This is a genomic window from Paenibacillus sp. CFBP 13594 (assembly GCF_014842675.1).
Taxonomy (GTDB): domain Bacteria; phylum Bacillota; class Bacilli; order Paenibacillales; family Paenibacillaceae; genus Paenibacillus; species Paenibacillus amylolyticus_B.
This window is the reverse complement of sequence record NZ_JACYVQ010000002.1, coordinates 107,265-132,551: the sequence shown is the minus strand read 5'-3', so window position 1 is coordinate 132,551 and position 25,287 is coordinate 107,265. Positions and strand designations below refer to the sequence as shown.

Annotated in this window: 3 protein-coding genes and 3 pseudogenes; 2 read left to right on the top strand and 4 right to left on the bottom strand. The window is 49.5% G+C overall.

The features are described from left to right. Nucleotides 1-131 precede the first annotated feature (131 nt). A complete protein-coding gene (locus tag IFU39_RS07935) occupies nucleotides 132-1,283 on the top strand; it encodes an iron-containing alcohol dehydrogenase (RefSeq protein WP_192132100.1) in 1,152 nt (383 codons plus the stop codon). 137 nt (nucleotides 1,284-1,420) lie between these two features. Next, nucleotides 1,421-2,346: pseudogene (locus IFU39_RS07930) on the top strand (tyrosine-type recombinase/integrase); the annotation flags it as partial. A gap of 1 nt (nucleotide 2,347) precedes the next feature. On the opposite strand, the gene IFU39_RS33570 reads toward IFU39_RS07930, so the two are convergent. The 4 genes and pseudogenes from IFU39_RS33570 to IFU39_RS07880 form a co-directional block, all read right to left on the bottom strand. Beyond that, nucleotides 2,348-7,721 (bottom strand): SDR family NAD(P)-dependent oxidoreductase (locus IFU39_RS33570; RefSeq protein ID WP_446740337.1); only part of this gene is annotated, 5,374 nt, incomplete at its 3' end. A 747-nt stretch (nucleotides 7,722-8,468) separates the two neighbouring features. Continuing rightward, nucleotides 8,469-11,120, bottom strand: a pseudogene (locus IFU39_RS33565) (beta-ketoacyl synthase N-terminal-like domain-containing protein); the annotation flags it as partial. Between the two features lie 111 nt (nucleotides 11,121-11,231). Further along, nucleotides 11,232-18,665, bottom strand: a pseudogene (locus IFU39_RS33560) (SDR family NAD(P)-dependent oxidoreductase); the annotation flags it as partial. Beyond that, nucleotides 18,568-25,266 carry a beta-ketoacyl synthase N-terminal-like domain-containing protein gene (locus IFU39_RS07880; RefSeq protein WP_192132096.1) on the bottom strand — a complete coding sequence of 2,233 codons (6,699 nt, stop codon included), beginning with the start codon at nucleotides 25,264-25,266 and terminating at the stop codon, nucleotides 18,568-18,570. The gene IFU39_RS07880 and the pseudogene IFU39_RS33560, both read right to left, overlap by 98 nt. Nucleotides 25,267-25,287: the final 21 nt, after the last annotated feature.

Genomic DNA, 25,287 nt, shown 5'->3' with positions numbered 1-25,287 from the left:
TTTTCATTACGGGTAAAAATCAACCTCAGTGTAACATTTATCGTGTTCATTGTGATTTATTTCACTATATTTGAAAACGGATTCAGTTACAATGGAGATAGTAAATCAGGGGTTACAGGAGGCTGGTTCAGATGGCAACACATGCATATTATGTTCCGCCCGTGAACTTGATGGGTAGAGGGTGTTTACAGGAAGCAGGCCAGATGATTGAACAGATGGGTATCCGCAAAGCGTTGGTCGTAAGTGATCGTCAATTGATTGCTTCAGGCGTTGCAGAGCAGGTACTGTCTATATTAAGAAAATCAGGGTTAGACTATGTCGTATATGATGAGGTTCAGCCTAATCCAACATGTCAGAATGTACATGACGGACATCGATTATTCCAGGATCATGGCTGTGACGCCATTATATCGATAGGCGGAGGTTCACCGCAGGATGCTGCCAAAGGCATTGGTATTGTAGCTACCAACGGTGGGCATATCCGTGAATATGAAGGATTGCATCAATCGAAACATAAGTCCGTGCCACTTGTGGCTGTTAACACAACGGCTGGCACATCGAGTGAGGTGACAATGAACTACGTGATTACAGATGAGGAACGTAAAGTGAAGATGGTGATGGTGGACCGTAATAGTCTGGTCTCCCTGTCGGTTAATGATCCGGAGTTAATGCTTAGCAAGCCAGCAAGTCTCACAGCGGCCACGGGAATGGATGCCTTGACTCATGCCGTGGAAGCGATGGTGACGCCTGGAGGGTTCACTGTGACAAGCGCAACAGCTGCTGCAGCTGTTGAACTGATCTTTGAATACTTGCCAAGAGCCGTGAGAGACGGCAGTGATCTGGAAGCGCGGGAACATATGACGTATGCGTGTTTCCTTGGCGGGATTGCTTTTAATAATGCGGGTCTGGGTTATGTCCATGCGATGGCGCATCAACTGGGTGGCGTATATGATCTGCCGCACGGTGTGTGTAACGCAATGTTACTCCCCTATGTGGAAGAGTTAAACGCCAAGCATGTACCCGGCAAATTCCGTCATATTGCTAAGGCAATTGGTATGGATGTGAAAGGCAGAAGCGATGAGGAATGTTCAGATTACGTCATTGAGGCCATACGTCAGCTATCAAAAGAAGTCGGGATCCCTGAGAAACTGTCTGAACTGGGTGTAAAAGATCCCGATGTGGAACTGCTTGCCGATAACGCGATGAAAGATGCATGTGCACCAGGCAATCCCTATCAACCGTCCAAGGATGAAGTGATGGAGCTGTTCCGCAAAATTATATAAGTGCGAACGTATCGAGTCGGAGGGAATCCGGCTCTTTTTTTGTTTTTCACAAATCTCGAATATTGTATATATGCCTTTGAGCATCTTCACAAATGGAGTTTAATGCGTAATAATGTAGGTCGGGCCATTGGCAACATATGACATCGACATCAGGAGGCATCATGAGACTTAGTACAAGTAACCTAAACAGCTATATTAAGCAATACGAGACTTATTTAAGCGTAGAGCGGAATCTATCCCTTAAATCCATTAAAGCCTATCTGTCTGATCTCAACAGACTTGTAGAGTGGCTTGATACTAAACATATCCATGATGTGACCAGAGAAAATTTACGCATGTATCTTGAACAATTAAACAGTGAACACACACTTAAAGATTCGACTATAAAAAGAAAGTACATATGTTTCAAAGCATTTTTTAATTATTTGGTTCAAAACGGTGATATAGTCGAGTCCCCAATTATTGGTTTCGGAAAGAAATTTAAAACGGCAAGACGTATTCCGAAGACACTCTCTGTAAGTGAGGTTGAAAAGTTATTAAATGCACCACAAGAGCACATGAAACAATTACACACGAGTTTTAGAAGAAGAATTAACCTTCGCAACGATGCAATTATTGAACTGCTCTATGTTATTGGAATTCGTATTGGTGAACTAGTGAATATTGATATGGAGCACATCGATCTCGAAGAGAAAACCGTGTTGATTTTTGGAAAAGGCCGTAAGGAGCGATTACTCTACATTTCAAGTAGCGAAGTCATCCATAAAATTAAAACATGGTTGCATGCCCGCGAACATTTCGACCCCCAATCGGATGCTCTGTTCCTCAACAAATATGGTGATCGACTCTCCATTTACTCCATTGAGGATATTTATTCTAAATACAGGGACTTATCTAAAGTTAGCAAAAAATCAACACCGCACTATCTCAGACATAGCTTTGCTACACATCTTCTGAACAATGGTGCAGATTTGCGTTCAGTGCAAGAGATTCTTGGACATACCAATGTCAGCACGACGCAAATATACACAGAAGTGTCTGTTGAACGGAAGAAGGATGTACTNGCAATAGCAATCGCTGACGCGGGTCCATGCTCTCGGCTTCACGCGGAGAAATTTCGAAGAAGCGGGGGTCAAACTCCCGTACCCCTGGCACAAGACCGCATTTCCAAGGTCCACGCCCATTGCGGGTGCAAAACCGGTCCTCCGGTGCCCTTTTTATCGCTTCCTTACCCTGACTGATCATCGACCACATCTCGTCCACATCACGTGCTTCGGGGAACCGTCCGCTCATACCAATAATGGCAACAGGTTCCGTGAATTGATCCATTTTGTCCAGATTACGTGCAGTTGGGCGAAGATCGGATGCAGGGAAGGATTTGCCGCCAGCCCATCTTCCGGAACGTTCAGATCGGTAACCTCGGTCCGCGACATCGGATTTCATGTCGGTCACGACTTCCCTTTCTTCGTACATGCCAATTAAAACATCCCGATGCTCGTTTTCCAGATATTCAGCCAATCCCTTCAGTGTAGAATGTCCAAAGAAAATGGATGGTGTCACTTCCGCTCCGTAATGATGGCTTAACCGTGCTGCATACTCCGTCAAGCTGATGGAATCAAATCCAAACTCCGCAAGATTGGCTTGAGGGTCCAATTCTTCATGAGGTATCTTTAACAGCTCGCTTGCTATTTCTCCAAGCTCCCATTGCGCGCATTCAGCCACCGTTTTGCCACGTAACTCCATACGTACACGCCGCTTCACCGCAGGATTCGTAAAAACCGGATTCCTAACTCCATGTGAAGGCTGAGGCATGCTGTCAGCTCCATCAGGTGTGAATTCAACACCCAGAAAACGATATATGCGTTCCGGTTTCCCCGCCATAACGAGTTGGTGAGCGTAAGGTTCATTTAGAATTTTTGGAAATAATGCTAGCCCTTCGTCTTTTTCCAGAAAACGTTGACCGCTGGTTTTGAGATACATGGCCGAAGCATTCTTTTCTTCTGTGCCCATTCCGCCCTCTCTCCAAAGCGGCCAGTTGATGGATACCGTGTGAATAGGACCCGTGCGATGCTGTTCTTGGGCATAGGCCATCTGGAATCGATTCGCCACAGCATAATCACAGGAACCGAAGTCTCCCAAAATAGCCGATGAGGAAGAGAAATAACTGCGGAACTCCAGCGGTTCGTTAACAAGCGCCTTGTCCAATGCCATTGTTCCCCGGATTTTGGGAGCAAGCACACGCTCAAAATCTGCTGCTGATTTATCCAGCACACTTACCCGACTTTCAATCCCGGCAGCGTGGATCAGTCCGTGAATTTCGCCAAATCTTCGTTTAACTGTTCGCACCGCTTCTTCGACTTGTTCTAATACAGCAACATCAGCCTGAACATACATGACCTGACTGCCCGCCTCGGTCAACTCATCAATTCTTTGCTGTTTCACAGAATCCAGGGAAGATCGGGCCATCAACACCAGATTTACTCCCAACGGAGCCCATGCTCTGGCAAAAGCGAGGCCAATTCCTCCCAATCCGCCTGTAATCAAATATGTCTTTCCTGGCAACACGTATTCTGTTCCCTGTTTGTAATGCTCGACAGGTGGGATTGATCTGATACGGCTTACTTTGCGCTGCTGATGCTCATAACGTACGCTGCATCGCTGGTTCGACCTTAATTCTTGCCATAACCGTTCACTCCACCATTGCCAGTTCACTTCGTTTATGGATTGCACATCACTGCTGATTACCTGTAATTTCGTATGGGGCATAACGAGCCCAAGTGAACGCTCAAAACCAATCCATGCATCCAGGTAACACCGCTCGATCCCTGTTCTGTATTCCCCGGCGAGCAGAATTCGGCCAGGCTTGATCTTCTCTGCTGCCAATGCCTGAAGCAAAAGTAATATCGGCTTCGTGTCCTGCAGCAGTAGCGGTTCCTCCAGTGCCGACAAATATAGTACAGTATCCACGTTCCCATATTGCTGGCTGATCTCCTGAAGCGCTTCTCTGTACTTCGCTAGATGAACGGTATCCGTCTCTTTTTCCCACAGTCCCGGATCGATGAAGACCAGCTGGATCTCAGGGTTGTGATGTTTCATCCGTGAAACGAACCTCTCCTGATTCTCCTGACGGGAAAGTACACATAACATAGTCTGTGGGTTCTCTTCATGATGAAGTTCTGGCTCCGATTCTTCCCATATTTCCTCAAAAGCCATCAGAAGGTTATCATCTGCAACCTCGCGTCCGATCTTCTTTCTTTCCATGTCCTCCGGTACATCTTTTGTCATCAGATTCTTTTGGACCTGTAAACCCGCCATGTGTGCAACTACCTGTTCTTTCGCATCATAGAAAGTAACATCCAGCCCGGAATCCAACTCCCTGATCCACATCCACAGCGGATGCTGCAAGTGATCTGCGGAAAATTCCATAGACTCCATGGAAAGCCAGGTATGTCTTTGACTCTGTACCTCATGTGTAAGCGATTCTCCTATCTCATGTACAAGCGAGTCGCCTGCCTCACTTACTGGTATCGTTTTGTTACGATAATCTGCTGCCGCTCCCGTTCTTGTCTGAAAGATGTTTGCCGCCAGTGATACGGCTTCAGTCAGCGACTTCGGTGTAATCAGCAAAGCCCGATCCTGATCATTGCGATTAGGCGAGAGCTTTATTAACACTTCATTCTCTCCGGTATAACAACAAACAATGGATGAGCATATACCTTCTGACGATAGGTTCCTAAGCTCCATTTGCGTACATCTTTCGGTAATGGACTGCACATCCATTGGGGGCCTCACGAATTCCAGAAGTTCATACTCGATGCGACCCCTGCCCCATAACTCTTCATCACCCTCATCTCTTTCACTGAATATCTCATAGATTAAGGATTGATCTGATTGTGGAATGATGACCAAATGAACCTCCAGAGCTTCCTCTGTCACCACCATTGGATTAACCCACTGATGGTCGAACAGCTTCATGTGAACCGGAGCCTGATTCATCCCGTCCGCTCCTTTTAACGCACATGACACCGCTGCCCGCACCATCTCCACATGGGCTGCATCAGGAAGACATTTGTAACCCGATTCCATAGGCTCATGCAGTAACGGTTCTTCCAGTGTAAAAATAGAGCTATACCGCTGTTCGCGCAGCGTTGACGTATTCCGGTGTATAAGCGGATGAAGCTTTGCTGTATGATGCTGCTCGTTCATCTGGACTGTTGCAGCGGATGACGGGGTCACCCAGTATTCTTCCTGAGCAAACGGATAGGATGGCAGATGAATACGTCCAGGAGCAGCCTCGCCGTACATGTTCACCCAATCCAGCGCGTAACCCTGGCAGTATAAATCAGCCAGGACATGAAGAATGTCACGGTATGCCCCGGTTGAGGGTGCTTGAGTTTCATGCTGAAGTTGATGTAATAGCTCATGACCGTGTTCCCGGACAATGCGCTGTTCAATGAACTCCCGGCCCACTGTCCCGCGGAACATCTTCCCGTTATTTTCTTTCGTACCGAACTGTTTCCAGACATGCACAGCATCCGCCTTGGACTGTACAACCACCGCACAGCGGTGACGGAAATGCTGTCGTCCCTCCAGCAGCGTATAGCTGATTGTCGCCAGATCCGGCATCTCTTCCCGTTCCAGTACAGCGATCATGTCTTCCACCTTGCGTTGTAGTGCTGCTTCCGTTTTGGCCGACAGTGCCAGCAAATAATAAGGCGCTGCATTTCCAGCCATTTGTTTTTGCCTGTTGCCTTCATAACTTTCCACTACGACATGCACGTTGGTTCCACTCATGCCAAAGGCACTTACCGCACCCAATCTCGCCTGCTCTGTTCGTGGCCAAGACCGATTGCTTTTATTCACATAAAACGGCCCCTCCGACCACCGGATATATTCACTTTCCTCTTCACAGTGCAGACTTGCCGGGATCGTCTCATGACGCATCGCCTGTACCAGGCTAATCAGGCTCACCACTCCCGAAGCGGCGAGGGTATGACCCAAATTCGTTTTTACCGACGTCAGCGCACAGGAGCCTGGCTCCATATTTCGCGTTTTGTAGGCCTCCTGCAAAGCATTGATTTCGACTGGGTCTCCGAGACGTGTTCCCGTCCCGTGAGTCACAATGTACTGCATGTTCTCCGCTCGAATGCCGTACCGGGTATACACCTCATTCATCAGTGCTGTCTGTGCCACCCCACTCGGCGCGGTGATTCCATTCGTTTTGCCATCATAGTTCATGCCACTGCCCCGAATGACCCCGTAGATCGAGTCTCCATCCGCCTCAGCCTGCGATAAGGTCTTTAATACAACAACTGCTATCGCTTCTCCCGGAACCATGCCATTGGCACGCTGGTCAAACGCATAACAGCGTCCATCCTCGGACAGCATGCCCGCCTGGGACATCGCTTCGAATCCCTGCTCGGTAAGCAGCAGACTCACCCCTGCCGCAAGAGCCGTGTCGCACTCTCCGGCTCGCAGGCTGGCACAGGCTTGATGAACAGCCGCCAGCCCCGAAGAACAAGCCGTATTAATCGCCATATTGGGACCATTCAGGTCCAGTAGATAGGCTAATCTAGCGGCCAGAATGGCATTGTGGTTGGATGTAAGCGGCCCGTCCAGACCAACAACTTGTAAATACTCATTGTTCTCCACCCCGACAAACATACCGACCCGGCCGGAGGAAAGCTGTCTTTTGCCATAAGCGGCATCTTCAAGCGCTCTCCAGGATTCCTGCAATAGCAATCGCTGACGCGGGTCCATGCTCTCGGCTTCACGCGGAGAAATTTCAAAGAAGCGGGGGTCAAATTCCCGTACCCCTGGCACAAGACCACATTTCCAGGCATCCTTTTTACTGCTGGTGAATCGATCCGAGGGAACGGTCTTAACAGCCGTTTGCCCATTTACGAGAATCGACCACATCTCATCTACATTGCGCGCTTCGGGAAATCGTCCGCTGATGCCAATAATGGCAACAGGTTCATCGGCCGTTTGCATTCGACGTGTATCTCCCAAACGCCAGTACTTGCCAGATGCTTGTCTTTGGGCCTTAGACTTTCGGACTTTGGCACGATGCTGTGCCGCTTTGCTTTTAATCGGTGCAGCTTGCTCTGTATGTTTTTCTTCCGTTTGGATTTCGTGATCTGCATATTGATCCGTGATGGCCTGCTCGAATTCTCGCTCCAGATAATGAGCCAATTCATAGAGTGTGGTGTGATCGAAAAATATGGATGGTGCCAGATCCACTCCAAAACGCTGATTAAGAACCGTTGCGTATTCAGTCAGGCTAATGGAATCAAATCCATATTCCGCAAGATTTTCATTGCCATCAATCAGTTCTCTTGGAATTTTCAACGTTTGCCCCGCCAGTTCCCTTAACTCCCATCTTACACACTCCGACGTTGTTAGACCCAAAAGCTCCGGTCTCCGGCGAGAAACCATGAGAGCAGATGAAGCTTCTTTTGAGAGGATCACGGTTTCTTTCTCGGATTTACTAAATGAAGAATCAAGTGCAAATGCACCTGTACTTGTACTTGTACTTGTACTTGCAGTATCCGAATGGACCACCACTCCTTCGCTTTCTGCCTCTGGCGATATGGCTGTAAATCCTGCTTCTAATCCCTGAATCTTTAACACTACGCGTCCTTCTGATGAATACAAACGAATGTCCAACACTTCAAGCCCTGGTGCCCCGTTCATCCGTTCTCTTCTGTCTACTCTCGCCCAAGAAATGTTTGATGCGCCTATTGCATCAAGTCTTTGAAGGGATTGAATGTAAACAGGACGTGAAGCAGACATATCCAACTGCTGATTTGCTTCATTTTCGATTTCCGTCCAGCCCAGCCCCCCATAAACGGCAAGCTGAATGGCATCTACTGGCAGTTTGTACACTGATGGTACAGATAACACATCCGTTGCATGTTCAAACTTGATCAGGATATGACCTTCCCCCGCATATATACGTTCTACCGCATAAGGAGATGAGGACAAGAGAGGCTTTGAAGCATGGTTCGCAAAAGCAGTGATCGACGAATCCAGCTCAACCGTGTCGAGCTCATCGATAGAACCAATCTCCAGAGCATCTGATGCTGTAAACTCAGAAGCCACCTTTTTGGCCATTCCGCTACTGTATATGGGTTGGAGTCCCCCTGCATGTTCACCATATATGACGTATCCCACGGTTAAATGTGGTTCGGATTGCAATGAGACGTGTAACGGAAGTGTCTGATCAGACACGTAAATAGAGCTGTCCCATATCACATCCTGCAACTGGATCGATAATTCAGATTCTTCTGGATCATGATGATCAGGTATCGCCAATTCCATAGCGGCATAGGCGATCTCCAGATGAAGTAAGTCAGGCAATAATTTTGCTGTTTGTTCTTCATGGATCTCCATAAGCATAGGTGAGTCCATCGTGAAGAGTGAACTGTATCGCTGCTCATGAAGATCCGAAGTATTACTGTGCAGAAGTGGATGAAGCATGGCTGGCCCATTACTTCCAATTACGTTGGAGTTGGACGATGCTACCTCTAATTTCATTGGAGCCCAATAACGATTTCTTGCAAAGGGATAGGACGGCAAACTGATTCGACGCGGGTGCTGCTGTCTGTTGTCCCCGTATAGCTCCATCCACTGGATCACTGCCCCTCGTGTCCAGGCGTCCAGTACATGCTCATAACGACCCTGGGACAGCCAGCGTTTCACATTCTCTTTCATGTCTTCCTCATCTGTTAACCAGCCCGGATTGTCTTGTCCTTGCTTCACATGACCCTGATAATACTGGCTTCCTTTGCCTACCGGTTCCGCCTGACCCGCCTGTTCCACATAGCTGTCCAGCTTGGCGAGTAGCTCGTCCACCGTTTGCGCCAGTACGCCCAACCGAGCCTCCATTGCTTCACGTCCGGTTTGCAGCGTATAGGCGATCTCCCTTACACTCCAGCTGCTCTGCCCAATGCGAAGTGTATCCCGCAGCTGACGCGCCTGAACGACCAGTCGTTCCTCGTTTCTCGCCGACAGCACAACCATCCCGGGAACTTCATTTTTCTCGCTTTTCTCGTGTTGCTCGTTCGCCTGTTCTTGCACCAGTTCGGGTTCCCGGTATTCCTCCAAAATGAGATGAGCATTCGCTCCACCTGCACCAAACGAGGAAATTCCCGCCCGTCGCGGTACGATCTGACCGTCCACCCTTGGCCGTGCCCAAACGTCTAGCTCCCGCTGGACCCTGAACGGGGTTTGACTAAAGTCAATATGCGGGTTCGTCTGCTGCACATGCAGGGACGGCGCCAGCTCCCCATGCTGCAATTGCAACAGCACCTTGGTGACTCCCGCGATGCCTGCTGCGCTCTCCGCATGTCCGATATTGGATTTCGCTGAGCCAATGGCACAGTAGGTTTCTTCCGATGGCTCTTGCTGAAAAGCTTTACTCAACCCCGCAATCTCGATGGGGTCACCGAGCGACGTACCCGTGCCATGGGCTTCCACATAACTGATCGTCCGCGGGTCAACTCCCGCCTCACGCAAGGCCCGGCTGATGACGTCCGCTTGAGCGTTGGGATTCGGCACGGTATATCCGTTCGTTTTTCCACCGTGATTCAACGCCGACCCTTTGATCACGCCGTAAATCCGGTCCCCGTCTGCAACGGCTCGTGCGAGCGGCTTTAACAGGACCGCGCCAACGCCTTCACCCGGTACATACCCGTCGCCCCCTTCACCAAAGCTCTCACAACGGCCTTTGCTGGACAGGAATCGTCCCTGGGACAACATGATATATTTGTTCGGGTGGACCGACACATTCACCCCGCCCGCCACCGCTACCTGACATTCGTTCTGTCTCAGACTTTGGCACGCCAGATGAATGGAGGTCAGCGAAGACGAACACATCGTATCCACCGCCAGACTTGGTCCGCGGAAATTACAGAAATACGACACCCGGTTGGCGATGGACGCCGGATTACCCGAGAGCGCAATTGAGGACTCGGCCCCGTACAGCTGATATTCCTCGTACATCACACCCACGTACACCCCCACGGTGTCCGCCGCCAAACGCTCCCGCGTATACCCCGCATCCTCCAGCGTCTCGTACACACACTGCATGAACAATCGTTCCTGCGGGTCCATCATCTCGGCTTCCCGGGGAGAGATCTGGAAGAACAACGGATCGAATTCGTCCACACCGTCCAGAAATCCACCCCAGCGTCCATAGGTCTTGCCCGGCGTGCCCGGCGCCGGATCATACACCTGCTCCTGATCCCAGCGTTCTGGCGGGATTTCGGTGATACTGTCTGTTCCACTGCGTAGATTCTCCCAAAACTCATGGATATTCCGCGCTCCCGGATACCTTCCCGCCACACCAATAATGGCGATATCCTGCTTCTCCTCCTTCTCTTGCACCTGAATGGATGATTCAGTTGGATTTATCGAATTCAAAGAATTCATTGGGGCTGCATTCTTCGACTCTGGATTAGTAGCTTGTTGATTCTTTAACGTCCTCTTTTGGCGTAAAATGCCCTTGGAGTTAACGTCCTCTATTTTTGGCTTTTGTACAGCAACCGAGGTTGGAGATATACTAACGGACTCCTTAGAACGTTCTCCCCCTACAATGAGTCGCAGTTGTTCATGATGGTGCTCAAGAAAATATTCGCTCAGAGCCCGAAGGGTCTGATACTCGAAAAAAAGTGTTTTGGGCAAGAGACCAAACTGTTCTTCCAAATGGGTAGTCATCTGCATAATAAGCAGCGAATCTATACCATATCGATCCATGGCTGTATCTGCATCAATCCTTGATGTTGGAAGTCCGATGACACGGGCTAAACGCTCTTGCAGAAATTGAACTGTTTTTACTCGCAAATCAGCATCATTCTTCTGCGCAAGGTCATGTTTCTCTTCATTCATATCCAGGTCCATTCGCTCCTTCCCCAGTGGGTGGATCTGACCGGTAACATGCCGGATCGTTTGACTCATGTTTAAGTGTTCCAACAGTGTCTCTGCGGAAATGTCCCATCCATGCCGGGTCAGCAGTCTGCGGGAAAGCTCGCTCCATTGTACCGGGTCCAAACCATATTCACTCCAGTCTATATCCGGATCAATCTCCTGCTCCGCCACGTTTAGTAAGGCGGCAACTTCCAACGTAAGCACTGCTTCCAGCTCAGCTGCGCTTCCCGCCTGAGACGTCTGAGACGCAACTTGTGGCGTTTCCGTGTGGGTGGGTAGCCATTCCGACACCGGTTCAAGTTTGTCTGCCTTTACCGGCTCGATCGGTTGGCCCGACCACGAATCTCCCGGTTCCAGCAGGCTTCTGCGCAGCACCAACAGATTGCCTTCCGCAACCGCCACCTGACTGCTTCCACTCGCCCAGGCCTGATACAGCGCCTTCACACCCGAAGCGGTTCCCATCGGTCTCAGCCCATGCTGTTTCCACAGACGTGCCTTCCCCTCTTCCTCCAGCTGCATCCCGCCTTCTTCCCACAGCGGCCAGTTGATGGACAAGGTTCGACCCTGACACTCCCCGCGCTTCATCCGTGCATTTCGGCTCACCGCATACGCATCCATATACCCATTCGCGGCGGCATAGTCGCCCTGCCCTGCATTCCCCGTCACCGCTGCACCAGAGGAGAACAGCAGCAGTATATCCAGCGCCTCTGTCCCGATCGCTTCTTCCAGGTTCCGTGTGCCATTTACTTTCGGGGCCAGCACCGCCTGCCAGTCGGGTTCCGTTTTGTACCGAATCAGACTGTCCCGGATCTCTCCGGCACAATGCAGCACCCCGTTCACCCGGCCGTATTGCTGACGAAGACGCCGAAATAGTGCATCGACCGCCTCTCTGTTGGTGACGTCCACCATTTCATAAAGAACCCGGGCCGGAAGCTGCGCCATCTCTCGCTGTACCGTCTCTGGCATCGCCGGAGATCGGCCGGTCAAAATGAGTGTACTGCCTTCTGTTTGAGCAGCAATTTCCTGGGCCCAGATACGTCCCAGTCCACCAGCTCCACCTGTAATGACGTAGACGCCTTCGTCCCTCCAAGGGGACAACAGCGGGAATCCCGTCTTTGTCTTCGGCTCCATCTCGGCTTCCGCATGTACATTTCGAATCAAATGTTCATCCATATCCACATTCTCATCCATGTCCACGTTAACCGCCTGCCAGCCCGCTCGCTTCAGCCCGTCCGCTTCCCAACGCAGATGGCTTTCCTCCGCATGGAGCGCACACTGGTACAGTTGTTCAGCCAACACTGCGGCGGATGTCTCTGGCTGGATTTCGACCAGCTGTGCCAGACAGCCCGGATGTTCCCGTCGCACCGTCCGCAGCAGCCCACTCAGGCCAGCGAACCGTCTTCCTTCTTCATCTCCAGCTATGACAATTTGCAAGGCCAATCGGCCGCTTTGATGTTTTGAAAGTTGCTGCTGCACGTGGTGCAGGATGGCCTGAACAGCCTGTCCGTACCGCGCCTCCAACGCCCCCGTTAACGCCATCTGCTCCCAGGGCAAATCCGCATCTGCATTCGCGTAATCTTGCGGGGCCCAATCACACAGCAGCACCGCCGGCTCGACTGCCGGAATTCCAGGCGTTAGAGCGCGCTGCGGCAGTTCCTGCCACTCGGGCTGCACCAACAGTACGCCTTCCCGGCTTTCCGGTACACGCGAGGTAATGCCCCGCAGCCGAATGCAAACCTGTCCCTCTGAATCGCACAGTTCCAGATCCAGTTTACGGACCCTCACCTCCGCGGCGGAAGATGCCGCAGGATCGGGGCGAACACGCACTACCACCCACATTTGCGCTTGGCAAGGAGCCATCACTTCCGCCTCCTCCAGCGCAAAAGGTAACGGAGCGGAAGCCGGCTGGTTTCCATACCGTTCTCCTGTGCTCCCAAGGGCAGCGCCCTCCAAGTTTACTTCACCCTTCAGAGGTGTGGATCTCAACGCTGCCGCGATCTCATCTCCTGCCAATAGGGCAATGGTCGCTTGCAAGGCTCCATCCACCATCCCCGGATGCAGCACGGTGTCCGCTTGCCCCTCGAAGAGGGCGTGTGGCAGACGAAGCTGCGCCAAGGCCTCGTCCGCCCCCCAGTGTAGTTCGACAATCGCCTGATGGGACGGACCGTACTCCAAGCCCAGCTTCCGGAACGTTTCATAACAGACTTCCCCGCTGGCCTGTCCCTGCGTGCAACGGCTGCGTACGGCCTGCAAATCCAGACTTTGCACGGCTTCTGCCAGGGGGCGTCCGATGCTCACACGCCCTTGACTATACACCGCTTCCCCAGACTCGATGGCAGACTCGGTGGATGACGCTGCCGATATTTCATAGGACAAGCTCCCATCGGCCTCGGCTTCAAGTGCAAGATGAACCTCCACAGGCTCCTCCCCAACGATGAGCGTTCTGCTCCACATGACATGGCGCAGCAGCAGACTATGTGTGCGCGGAGACCAGTTCGCTGCGTGTGCTGCTGCTGCCTGGGCCATCTCCAGCTGAACGACAGCGGGAAGCAGCTTGTGCCCCTGCACCACATGATCGCTTAGGAAGGGCTCATTGCCGCTGAACTGACTGCTGTACCATTGGCCTCGCAGCAGATCCGAGCGGTTATGGTGTAGCATACAGTGCAGTACTGCCGCCTTCTTGCCGGAACCTGCCATCACGCTCTCCCCTTTTGCATGAACCATGGGGACCCAATAACGCTCTCTTTGAAATGAATAGGTAGGAAGACTGATTCGAGTGGGCTTGCTGTCCTTCTGAACCATGCTTTTCCATTCAATGGTTATTCCTTTGGCCCATACTTCGGCGATAGAAGCCAGCTTTTTTTTGTTCATCCATATTTGGAGCGCTGTCCGAATGTCTTCATCTGATTGAAACATTTCTGTAATCGCATCTTCTTGATGCCGGACTTCTCCCTCATAACCAACCTGACTGTTCAACGATCCAATCCCCAGGCCTTGGTCCTTGCTTTCCAAGTACTCTGCACATTTCCTTTGCAGTTCCTCAAGAGAACGGACAACAAAAGCAACCCTATATCGCATATGTTCTCTGCCCACCTGCAGTGTGTATGCCAGGTTGGAGAGCTTGATTTCCTGTGTGGCGGTGGAATTTTGATGTTCCTCCCTAGTGGAGAGATAATTCATCATGTCGCGCACATGATCAAGCAGACTTGTTTGAGTTTTCGCAGATAACGGGATAATGACCGGAAGCTCGGACTCAAAATTCGAACCGGAGTTTACTACTGTCGGTGCATATTCTTCAACAACCAAATGGGCGTTACTGCCGTTTGCTCCGAAGGAGCTAATACCCGCTCGCAAAGGTCCGGTTTCTGGAGTGTTACAATCTGCCTTTACGTTTCTCCAGTCTCTTCCTTCCCTCTCCACATAAAAGGGAGTGTGCTGAAAAGGAATATACGGATTCAGACGCTCTGCATGCAGGGAAGGAAAAATCCGGTTGTATTTCATCTGTAGCAGTACCTTGGTTAACGCAGCTACACCCGCGGCTGCTTCCAAATGCCCGATATTGGACTTTAATGAACCAATTGCACAGCTCTGTTCCGGCAGTGACCAGTCCGCCAACGCTTTGTGCAGTCCCTGGACCTCGATCGGATCTCCGAGAGACGTTCCTGTCCCGTGTGTCTCAAAATAACTGACCGTTCGAGGATCAACCCCTGAACGTTTGAAGGCCTCTTTAATGACTTCCGACTGTGCCGTTGAATCCGGTACGGTTGGACCCGATGTTTTTCCTCCATGATTGATTGCAGACCCTTTAATGACTCCATAAATGGAATAACCTTCCTCTTTGGCATGACGCAGACTGGTCAGCAATACCGTTCCGGCACCCTCACCCGGCACATATCCGTCTCCGCCCTCTCCAAAACTGCGACATCTTCCATCGGATGACAGCAGCTGTGCCTCTTTCAAAAACAAATATCGATGTGGATGCGTAATGACGTTGACTCCACCTGCCAAAGCATACTCACATTCCTCATTTCGAATGCTTTCGCAGGCGAGATGAATGGCTGTTAATGCGGAGGAACACATGGTATCTACCGCAAGAGAAGGACCATGGAAATTCATGCAATACGATACCATGTTTGCGACGGACGCTGCGCTGACCCCCAAGGATGTAGGTACACCGCGATCTGTCAGTTCCGATGCAAACAGCTCATAATGGTTCCAGAATACACCAGCAAATACACCAACACTCCGGGTACCTGTTGAAGCATCATGATGCTGACTACGTTCAACCCGAAAACCCGCATCTTCACAAGCTTCCCATGCCGTCTCCAGAAAAAGTCTCGCCTGAGGGTCCATCATCTCCGCCTGACGGGGAGATAAATTAAAAAATAGTGGATCGAACTCGTCAATCTTATCGATGAATCCCCCAAACTGATAATATGAATCTGGCGTATACGAAAACCGCCCCTGTTCCCAACGTTCGATGGGAAAGCCTGTAATGCAATCCTTGCCTGATAACAGATTGGCAGCAAACTCATTCACATTCCGAGCCATCGGATAGCGGCCAGCCACACCAATAATGGCTATATCTTCTGTATGCCTTCCCGATAACCGCTTTTCTTTTCGAGAAACCTCATGATCATTTTTTGAAACTTTTGCGGAGGAAGCCCCCTCCACATGGATAACCGTTTGCGCAAAGCTGCGGATGAGCGAGGGTTTACCATACATCACAACAGTCTGCGGTGAACCATTCATCATAAGTGAATCGAACAGTTGCATTCCTTCGTTTGGAGGCAGCGGAACCAATCCCGTTTTGGCTTTCAACTGCTGCTCGTAAACTGGATCGATCGACATGCCTCCATTCGCCCATAGGGGCCAATTAATTGAAATGGTTCTGCCTGATCGCTGTCCTGCCACAACCTGCTGCTGACGCCGCTCTGCAAACCGATCCATAAAAGCGTTTCCACAAGCATAATCTGCTTGTCCCCTATTCCCGAGCACAGCCGATAGTGAAGAGAATAAAATAAAAAAGTCCAGTGGTTCATCACGAGTATATTCATCCAGGTACCAAAGTCCATGCACTTTAGGGCCTAGCACTTCCGAAATATTCTCTTTTGTTTTCTGTAAAATGAATTGGTCTCGGGTAATTCCTGCACAATGCACGATTCCCCGAATAACTCCCAGACTGGTCCGGATCTGCTGGATAACATGACTCATCTGCTCGCTATGATTTAGATCTGCCTGAAAATAATGAACATCCGCTCCCAGACTCTTCAACTCGGATATCTTAGCGGACTCTTTTTCGCCAAGAGAAGAACGCCCCACCAGCGCCAATGTAATCCTCCCTTGCTCTGCCAATTGTCGGCCCACCATCAAGCCTAATCCACCTAATCCACCTGTAATTACATACACTCCATCATACTGGCTTTTATGCGGCATCGGGATCGGCTTTTCACGGTATTTTTTCACCCTTCGCACACGAGATTTTCCGGTGTAATACACTTCAATAACTCCCGAGGAATGTGTTAACCGCTCCTTATTCAACCACTCCGCCCATTGGGCTTTTGTAACAGTATGAATATCATCCACCGTAATTGTCTGCCCATGCATATGGGGGTTCTCTGCATGAGCTGTTCTTAACAGTGCTCCCATGGCGCCTGCAAAGTCACTGCCCGTTCCTGACGGACCAATCACTTGAATATGGGTCTCCGTTTTGGGAAACTGCTGCATGTAATTCTGAAGCCAGACTATGCATTGCTCGCACATTTCTTCAAATGATTGTGGCATCATGGTATGTTCGCTGGTTAGGGTGACAACCTCTGATTGCGGAAAACATTCCTTGATCATTTGATCATGTCCAGTTGCCTGTTCGCAAAGAATGACAACGTGGCTCCGCACCGTGTTAGAGGTGTTACGCATATGCAGCGTGACTTCTTCCCAGAAGGGTTCGAGCATGATCAATGAGTAGTCATCACCCTTTCCCTGATCATGATCGAGTCCCGAAGTTCTGGTGCTTGCCTTGCTGACCGAAACTTTGTTCTCCGCATACTTATTTTCAGTAAATGCCTCAGACCAATGTTGGTGCAGGTATGCAGCAAGAGACTGAATATTGGAATATTCAAATAACAGCGTGGGGTAAAGCTGTTCCTTCACTTTGTTCTCCAGCGTCCTTGAAAGATTGATAAGCTGCAAGGAATCCAGTCCCATCTGATAAAATCCCAGCTCTGTATCCAAAATCGCTTCAGATGTTCCAAGCACTTTGCCGATCTCTTCCTTTAAATAGTCCGCAACCTGCTTCATACTTCCTTCTGGAACACTTCTTCGCCGATTCGATAGTTCGGATGTTTCATGTAGGCTGACAGATGAACTTTGAATACTGACCTGTGTGACCAGCTCTGGTACAGATGCATCCTTTGATCCTGACGCTTCTACCCCACTGGGATTCTGATGAACATCGGCCCATTTCTGTATCAAATGAGGATTTCGAATGCGTTTGGCGGTTAAACGCTCAAATTCAACCAAGGTCTTGCCAGCAGAGTCGACAATCCGAATATCCATGGAGACCAGATCCGGTGATGAGACCGAATGGTCTACAGTCAATGGTCGGGCGAGCGAATGCACACCAATCGTGTCAGGTAACGGGCCGAAAATACGAAACCGATCGATCATAAACGGAATATAGGGAGTCTGATGGTCATACATTCCCTGTGCTTTTGCCTTTAAACGGAATGAGGAGCCCGCAAACGTTGCTCCATCCAAAAAAGCCGCATGTGCATAAAATTCATCGGAGTAAGCGGAGGCCTGATCACTGAGATTCAGACACATAAGCTCCTGATTCTCATTTTGGTAGACGACCCCTGAAGTTTGCATAAATGGCCCATGTTCGATGTTGACCTGCCTCGCTAATTGATAAACCTCATCCATGCTCCACTGATCCCGGGATTGAGTTTTCAGATCCTGAACATTAATCACGGGTGGATTAAACTCGGGATCAACAAGAAACATCGTACATTGCATATGTTGTTCTTCACTGTCCTGATCGATGATACCATTCGTCACTTTGTTGCTCGTAATGGTTACCCTCCACTGCATCTCTGAGAGTACAGGTGAGAACGTCACAGCGATTTGACGATCAAATTGCTCTGATGTCACAATGGGCGTTGTAAACAAAATCTGGCGCAATTCGATGGCGTGTGTCTCTATATATAAAGCCGACAAACGATAGATCATATCCAGCAGAGTGACCCCGGGTAACGTACAAATTCCGTGTACACGATGATCCTGAACGATGGCGTTGCTGTGGCTTAATCGTTGCACGTACGTTTCCTGAATGCGTCCTATCAACGACAGTTCCCCCTTACTGCAATTTTTTCGGTGTGAAGAAAGACAGCATATGCTCAGGTTTACGATTGGTTTGTCCGGAATACGATCTGACCACCACGTTTTTCCCCTCACCCTCGTCAGGCCAAAACCGGGCCCTTTTCCAGACAATGCGATTGAAACGAGGTTCCAGTGTCGCTTTATTTTGGTCCGGGACACCCTCATTGCTGACAAGGATATGAGCGTTATTTCCTCCGAGCCCAAACGCGCTGACACCCGCACGCAACACTTTATTGGTCCAAGGTGTAAGTTCTTGAACAAGGAATAACGGACTTTCTTCAAAGCGAAATCTCGGATTCGGATGCGGACAATTTATACTGGGCGGGATCTGGCCATGAACCATACTCAGCAAAACCTTGATCATGCTAACTGCCCCTGCCGCACTCAACAGATGTCCAACATTGCTTTTGACACTTCCCACGCCGCAGAGAGCCCTCTTTTCCATACGGGTTCCCAGCACTTGAGTTAACGCTTTAAGCTCAATGGGATCTCCAATGACCGTGCCTGTTCCATGTGTTTCTACATAATTGATTGAAGCCGGATCAACATTGGCATCCTTGATCGCACGTTCGATCAACGTCTGCTGAGCCTGGGGATTCGGTGTGGTGACGCCCATCGTATGACCATCATTGTTAATTGCTGAACCATCAATCACGCCGTAGATTTTGTCACCGTCCGCTATGGCCTGTTCCAATCGTTTCATAATGATTACTCCACAGCCCTCCCCAACCCCAATTCCGTTGGCAGAGGCATCAAAGGTTTTACATTGTCCATCTGGTGACAGCACCCTTGATGCAGTCAGGGAAAGATAAGGGGTCTCATCCAATAAAACTTCAACCCCACCGGCGATCACCAGATCTGCTTCCCCATCTTGCAAACTCCGGGCAGCCAAGTGGATGGCTGTTAGGGAACTGGAACAAGCGGTGTCCACGACCATGTTTGGACCTCTGAGGTTATATAAATGAGCCAAATGTGCCGTAATAAAATTTTGACCTGTACCAATAATGGTTTGTTTGTTGTCCTGACGTATTTTGCTCATGAAATGACCTGTTCTTGCCCCTGCAAACACACCAACCTCAAGCGACTCAAGCTGATTTTTTCCATATCCTGCATCTGCAAGTGCTTCAGCGCTAACCTCAAGCCACTGCCTTTGCAAAGGGTCCAGATGAGTTGCCAGTGAATGATCCATTCCGAAAAAATCGGGATCAAACGATTCCAGCTCATCGAGAAAAGCTCCCCATTTGCTCATACTTTTCCCGGCTTTGCCATCAGGATGGTAGTACGTTCTCCAATCCCACCGGGATGACGGAATTTCACGTATACTGTTTTTGCCTGTCTTCAGATTGTTCCAAAATTGTTCCGGGTTCACCGCATCTGGGAAATGACAGGCCATTCCAATGATGGCCACTCGGGAACGGGAATGTTCTTTGGGCGGCTGGAGAATCTGTCGGGCCTCATGTCTGTTGAACTGCTCAGGAGATATACGTGGACTTGTTACGTATTTTTGCAGCAAAGCCCCTGTCAGTCCTGCGATCGTTGGATAGTCCAAAAAGAGATAAGGTTCCACCACAGGAATTTGAAGCTCGCGCTCTATCCGGCGTGCCAGCTGTGCAATCAGGATTGAATCCATCCCGAAATGTTCGAAGGATCGGTCTGGGTTCATTTTTTCGGGTTCAATACTCAATTCCTCGGCGAATATGGAACTTAATTTCATCTGTAATATCTCTGATGTATCAGAAAAAGAAGCCCCACTTGTCATAGGTATTTCGGACATCGTTTCAGCTTTAACCGTTCTGGAAATTCCCGCTTCCCCCCCAGTGTCAATGGATTCGCTGCTCACGATTGCCGGAAGCATGACTGCGCTTTGTTGGGTAACTAGTGCCCAGTCCAGCAACTTCAGTCCTTCTTCATCCGTGATGCTGAGCAGGCCGGTTTCGTTATAAGCTTGACTTGGAAACTCACCCATCCCGGATTCCTTCCAGTTCGGCCATTGGATGCTGATAAGTGGACTGGTACGGGCATGCGCTGCGGCATAATAATCCATGTAGGTGTTAGCCATGGCATAATCGCTTTGTCCGACACCAAGTTTCGAAATGGCTCCAGCCACGGAAGAGAACAGGGCAAAAAATTGCAAGGGATCGTGACGGAAGCATTCATACAGTGCTATAGTGCCTAATATTTTGGGGGACAACACCCTCCGAATCGACTCCAGCGGTTTACGAATAAAGGCGGGATTCTCCATGTCGGCTATGCCAGCTGCGTGAATTACTCCTCCGGCTGCGCCCATCGTTGAACGTATATGTTTTACAGCCTCCAGAAGTTTCTCCTTATTACCTATATCAAGAGAGAGTACTTCAATCTGTACACCCTGTTTCTCCAATTCCAGGATATCTCTAATTTTGCTGCCGATCTCGTCTTTGTCTCCACGTCGCGCCTCCCATTCATGTCGAGATGGAAATGGGGTCTGACCGATCAGAACAAGTTTACGGACCCCGTAGTGTCGGACGGCATGCTGCGCACACAGCATGCCGAGACCCCGTGTCCCCCCAGTGACCCAAAGAACATGATTGGATGAAAAAGGACGTCGGGTTTGATTCAACTGCTGTATATTCACGTTATCGAGTGTATCCAGATAAGCACTGTACCGCTGTCCTTCACGATAACAGACCTCCTGTTCCTTCCCTGCATGAGTTAACTCCTGAACGATCTGTGCTGCGATATCAAGCTCACTGTCCCCCGGGTCCACATCAATATGCCGCGAAATAATATGACTGTACTCACTTTGTAGTATCCTGTAGAGCCCAGCCCGTTCTGCGCCACCCATATGAATCGATGGGTTCTGGAAAGACTCTAGGCCCATGGTGACTCCAAGTAGTTTTAATTCTTTGTGACCACGGGTATCAATCATTTGTTGGAGCTGTGCTAACCAGTAGATCAGTTGGTCCAGCATCATTTCTTCTGCTTCCATCTTTCGGCTACAGCCTGACAGATCTATAAAAGCATCACAATTCATTAAAACATCGAGCAAACGTCCAGAATCCTGCTCTTCCTCACTCACAAGCACAACCTGGCTCCCCTGTATCATCTGTGAAATCTTATTGGCAAGTCTGGCGGTTTCCATTGTAGATCCAACCACAACTTTCCCATGTTCTGGATCAAGCTTTGTAACCGCCGCGTGCCTCCACTGCTTCCCGAGAAGCTTGGCTATTCTGCGCTCTTTTGTGACAGGAGCAACATCCGAAATCTCCTTGTTTACATTCCTTTCAATGGAAGGGATGGCTTCCCCGGAACTCACCCAATACTTTTCCCGTGCAAAGGGATACGTCGGCAGAGGTATTCTTTTATACTTTTCCGTCAAATACAGCCTGTTATAATCCAATTCATATCCTTGTACGTACAATTCAGCAATAACATGCAGGTTTTCAAGATATCGCGAATCATCTGCTGATTCCTCAGCGATTTTTTGGATACATTCATTGCCATAACGTCGAAGAACAGACTGCTCTTTGGAAGGCTGGCCTGATAAATCCGCCGCGTATATCTGTGATGAGCCCCCGGTTTCAAGCCATTGTTCCAATATGGAGGCCATATCGTCAGAATGCTGAATTACACACGCTAACCGATGCTCCAGATGTCTTCTCCCCGTCATCAAAGTAAAGCTTGTGCTTGCGTAATCAAGCTGGGCTCCCACTTTCCTGTAATGCTGCGCAATTCGTCTCACTTGTTCCCTCAACTGTCCTGTCGATTGTGCAGACAACACCAATAGATAACCCGGTTTATGTATTGATGGAGAAAACTCTCCGGAAGGCTCCTCGATGGCAAGGTGAGCGTTGGTTCCACTAAAGCCAAATGAGCTTACAAGTGCAGCCCTCTTAAGTCCGGTGGGTGTATGCCATGGATTCAATTGAGTATTGACATAGAATGGACTTTTCGAAAAATCAATATTGGGATTTGCTTTGGAATAATGAATGGATGGTGGAATCTGTTGATGTTTCAAGGCCAATAACAATTTGATAACACCGGCTATGCCCGCTGCTGCAATCGAATGTCCCATATTCGACTTGATCGAACCTAGTGCAGCATATTGAGAACGGCTCGTATACTTTCGAAAACTTCGGTTCAGCGCTTCGAATTCAATGGGATCACCCAGCTTCGTTCCAGTACCATGCGCTTCAACCAATTGGATCTGATCGGGATTAACACCGAACTGTTCGTATAGCTGGCGTTCAAGTCTTTCCTGTGAGGCTCTACTGGGGGCTGTGATCCCATTGGTGCTCCCATCCTGATTGATACAGCTGCCTTTGAGGATCCCATGTACATGATCACCATCTTGGATGGCATCCTCCAGCCGTTTGAGCAACAAGGCCCCCACACCCTCACTCGGCACAAAACCGTCTGCACGTTCATCAAAGCTATGACACCGTCCAGCCGGGGACAACATGCCCGCCCGACTAGCAGAAAGATAAAAATCAGCCGTGGATTGCACAAACACTCCACCTGCCAGAGCAAGCTCCACTTCCCCTGACCATAGGGCTTGACAAGCCAGATGAATGGCAACCAGCGAACTTGAGCAAGCGGTATCAACCGCAATCGCCGGCCCCTGTAAATTCAGAAAATAGGATACTCGGGCAGGTACGATGGATGCAGCATTGCCCCAAAAGGCTTGTGCAGGGGCCTGTTCACCGATCAACTTCTCATAGTCTCCTCCACAATATCCGGTATACACTCCGCATTGACGGCCCTGAATTAGTTCGCCCGCGTATCCGGCGTGTTCAAGGGTTTTCCACGATTCCTCCAGAAACAATCGCTGTTGCGGGTCCATATGCATTGCTTCAACATTGGAGATTTTGAAAAACAAGGGGTCAAAACAATCGCTATCTTCCAAAAAAGCTCCATGGTTATTTTCAGTTTTCTCTACGGATGATCCTGTCTGTTCGGAAGTCCACCGCGCCCCACGCTGAATCAAGTCATTGCCTGCAGCCAAATGCTCCCATAATTCATCCACATTATCCGATTGCGGGAATCTGCCGCTATAGCCAATGATCGCAATGTCCTTGTGTCTGTTGTTGGCACCGGAGGATGTTATATCGCCATCGGAATGACTCTTCATTGCATCACCCAACGTGAATTCCCGCTCTTCATTCATCTGTTCAGTCCATTGGACGTCGGGCCTATCGGCACTGGCACTGCGCCCCCCATGAAGCTGCGTTTGTTGTTCAGGCTCCATCGGTTTCTCCTGTACCATTGGGGAAATATACTGTGCAAGCTGGTTGACACAAGGAAAATCAAAAATATCGGTGGTGAACAGCTCCGTTCCCAGTCGTTCATTGATCGAATGAATTAATCGAACACCCGTTATGGAGTCAACCCCATAATCGGAAAAAGCCTCCTCAGGGTCGATAAGCTGTGCCTCCACTTTCAAAGATTCACATAATGTCCGAACAAGCACTTCCTTTATGTACTTCAGTTTTTCTTCGGATGTATGTGAACCCTCCACTTCGGGTAACCGGATTTCTGACGGTTTTTCCTGAATATCCTGCGAAATGTGGCTCGTTTGACTTTCGGCCTGATGTTTCACCGTTTGCTCATGTTTCAAGATTTGCTGACGTACCACGCCATTGCTTGTTCCCATTATCACTTGCTGGCCCTTAGATTCGTCAGAATGAGCCAGTAACTGTACTTCCCCGAACCCCTCGGATAACAATACGTTTTTCCAAGTTTCCTGTTTAAGCAATGGTCCTCCGGAAATACGCAGAGCAGGGTCCACATAGCTCCACCACCCATCCAACAAACCAAATGTAAGGTGATTCAATAGCGTATTTTCAGTGATTTCATTGATCAAAAAAACACCCTTACAACGGAGTAATGCCTTAGCATTCCTTAAGGCAAGGCGAATATTAGGAGCAGCATGCATGACATTAGTTGCTATCGCTATATCATAAGTCCCCGCTTGCAGAGATTGGGTGGACAAAGGTTTAGACAAATCAAACGTTCCGTATGTAAGGTACGGATAATGCGGGCCATATACCTGTTGGGCATGACTCAAAAAAGCCTGGGAAAGATCGGTATAACAATACTCCAGAATATGGGGATGAAAATCACTCAGCCGGGTAAGAACCGCCTGGCTCGTGCCTCCCGTTCCGGCTCCGATCTCCACAATACGGATATGTGCACTCGGCTCCTGCACAAGTTGCTGTTTTATAATAGCTGCAACCTGCTCTGCCAAAACGGCATTGAAATAATCGGCAGCAGGATTATTCATGTAAATGTTCTCCACCAGATGCATGGAACTATTCGGAAAAATAATGTCGGTTGCGGACTTCTGACCCGTCAAAATGTCCGGCAGCGCTCGGAGCGTGGCATCCAGCAGTGGAATGTAGGAAGATACGTTTGGATCGGATAGCCACAGCAGTTTTTTCCTATCCCATTCCTTCCATGCGTGAGCCAGGTCCGTATCGTTGGTCTGAATCAAGGGATTTACAGCACCAGTAGAGGTGAAATAACCGTATTTTCGCAAATAAAGAAGACTCTCCCGCCACCATCTTCCGTAACGCTTGATCAATGAATCAGGCATTTCTGCTACAGCTGCATCTTCACCCCGAAAATTGCTCAAAAGTCCTGTAGCATGCAGTCTGCCCCATAATAATTGACCCAACAACTCTTTCAGTTCTGTCATTACACGTTCCCCCTACCGTCT

Bases quoted from the DNA above. Each gene is read 5' to 3' on its own strand.
- IFU39_RS07880 (WP_192132096.1), bottom strand. From the start codon at position 25,266: ATGACAGAACTGAAAGAGTTGTTGGGTCAATTATTATGGGGCAGACTG.
- IFU39_RS07935 (WP_192132100.1), top strand. From the start codon at position 132: ATGGCAACACATGCATATTATGTTCCGCCCGTGAACTTGATGGGTAGA.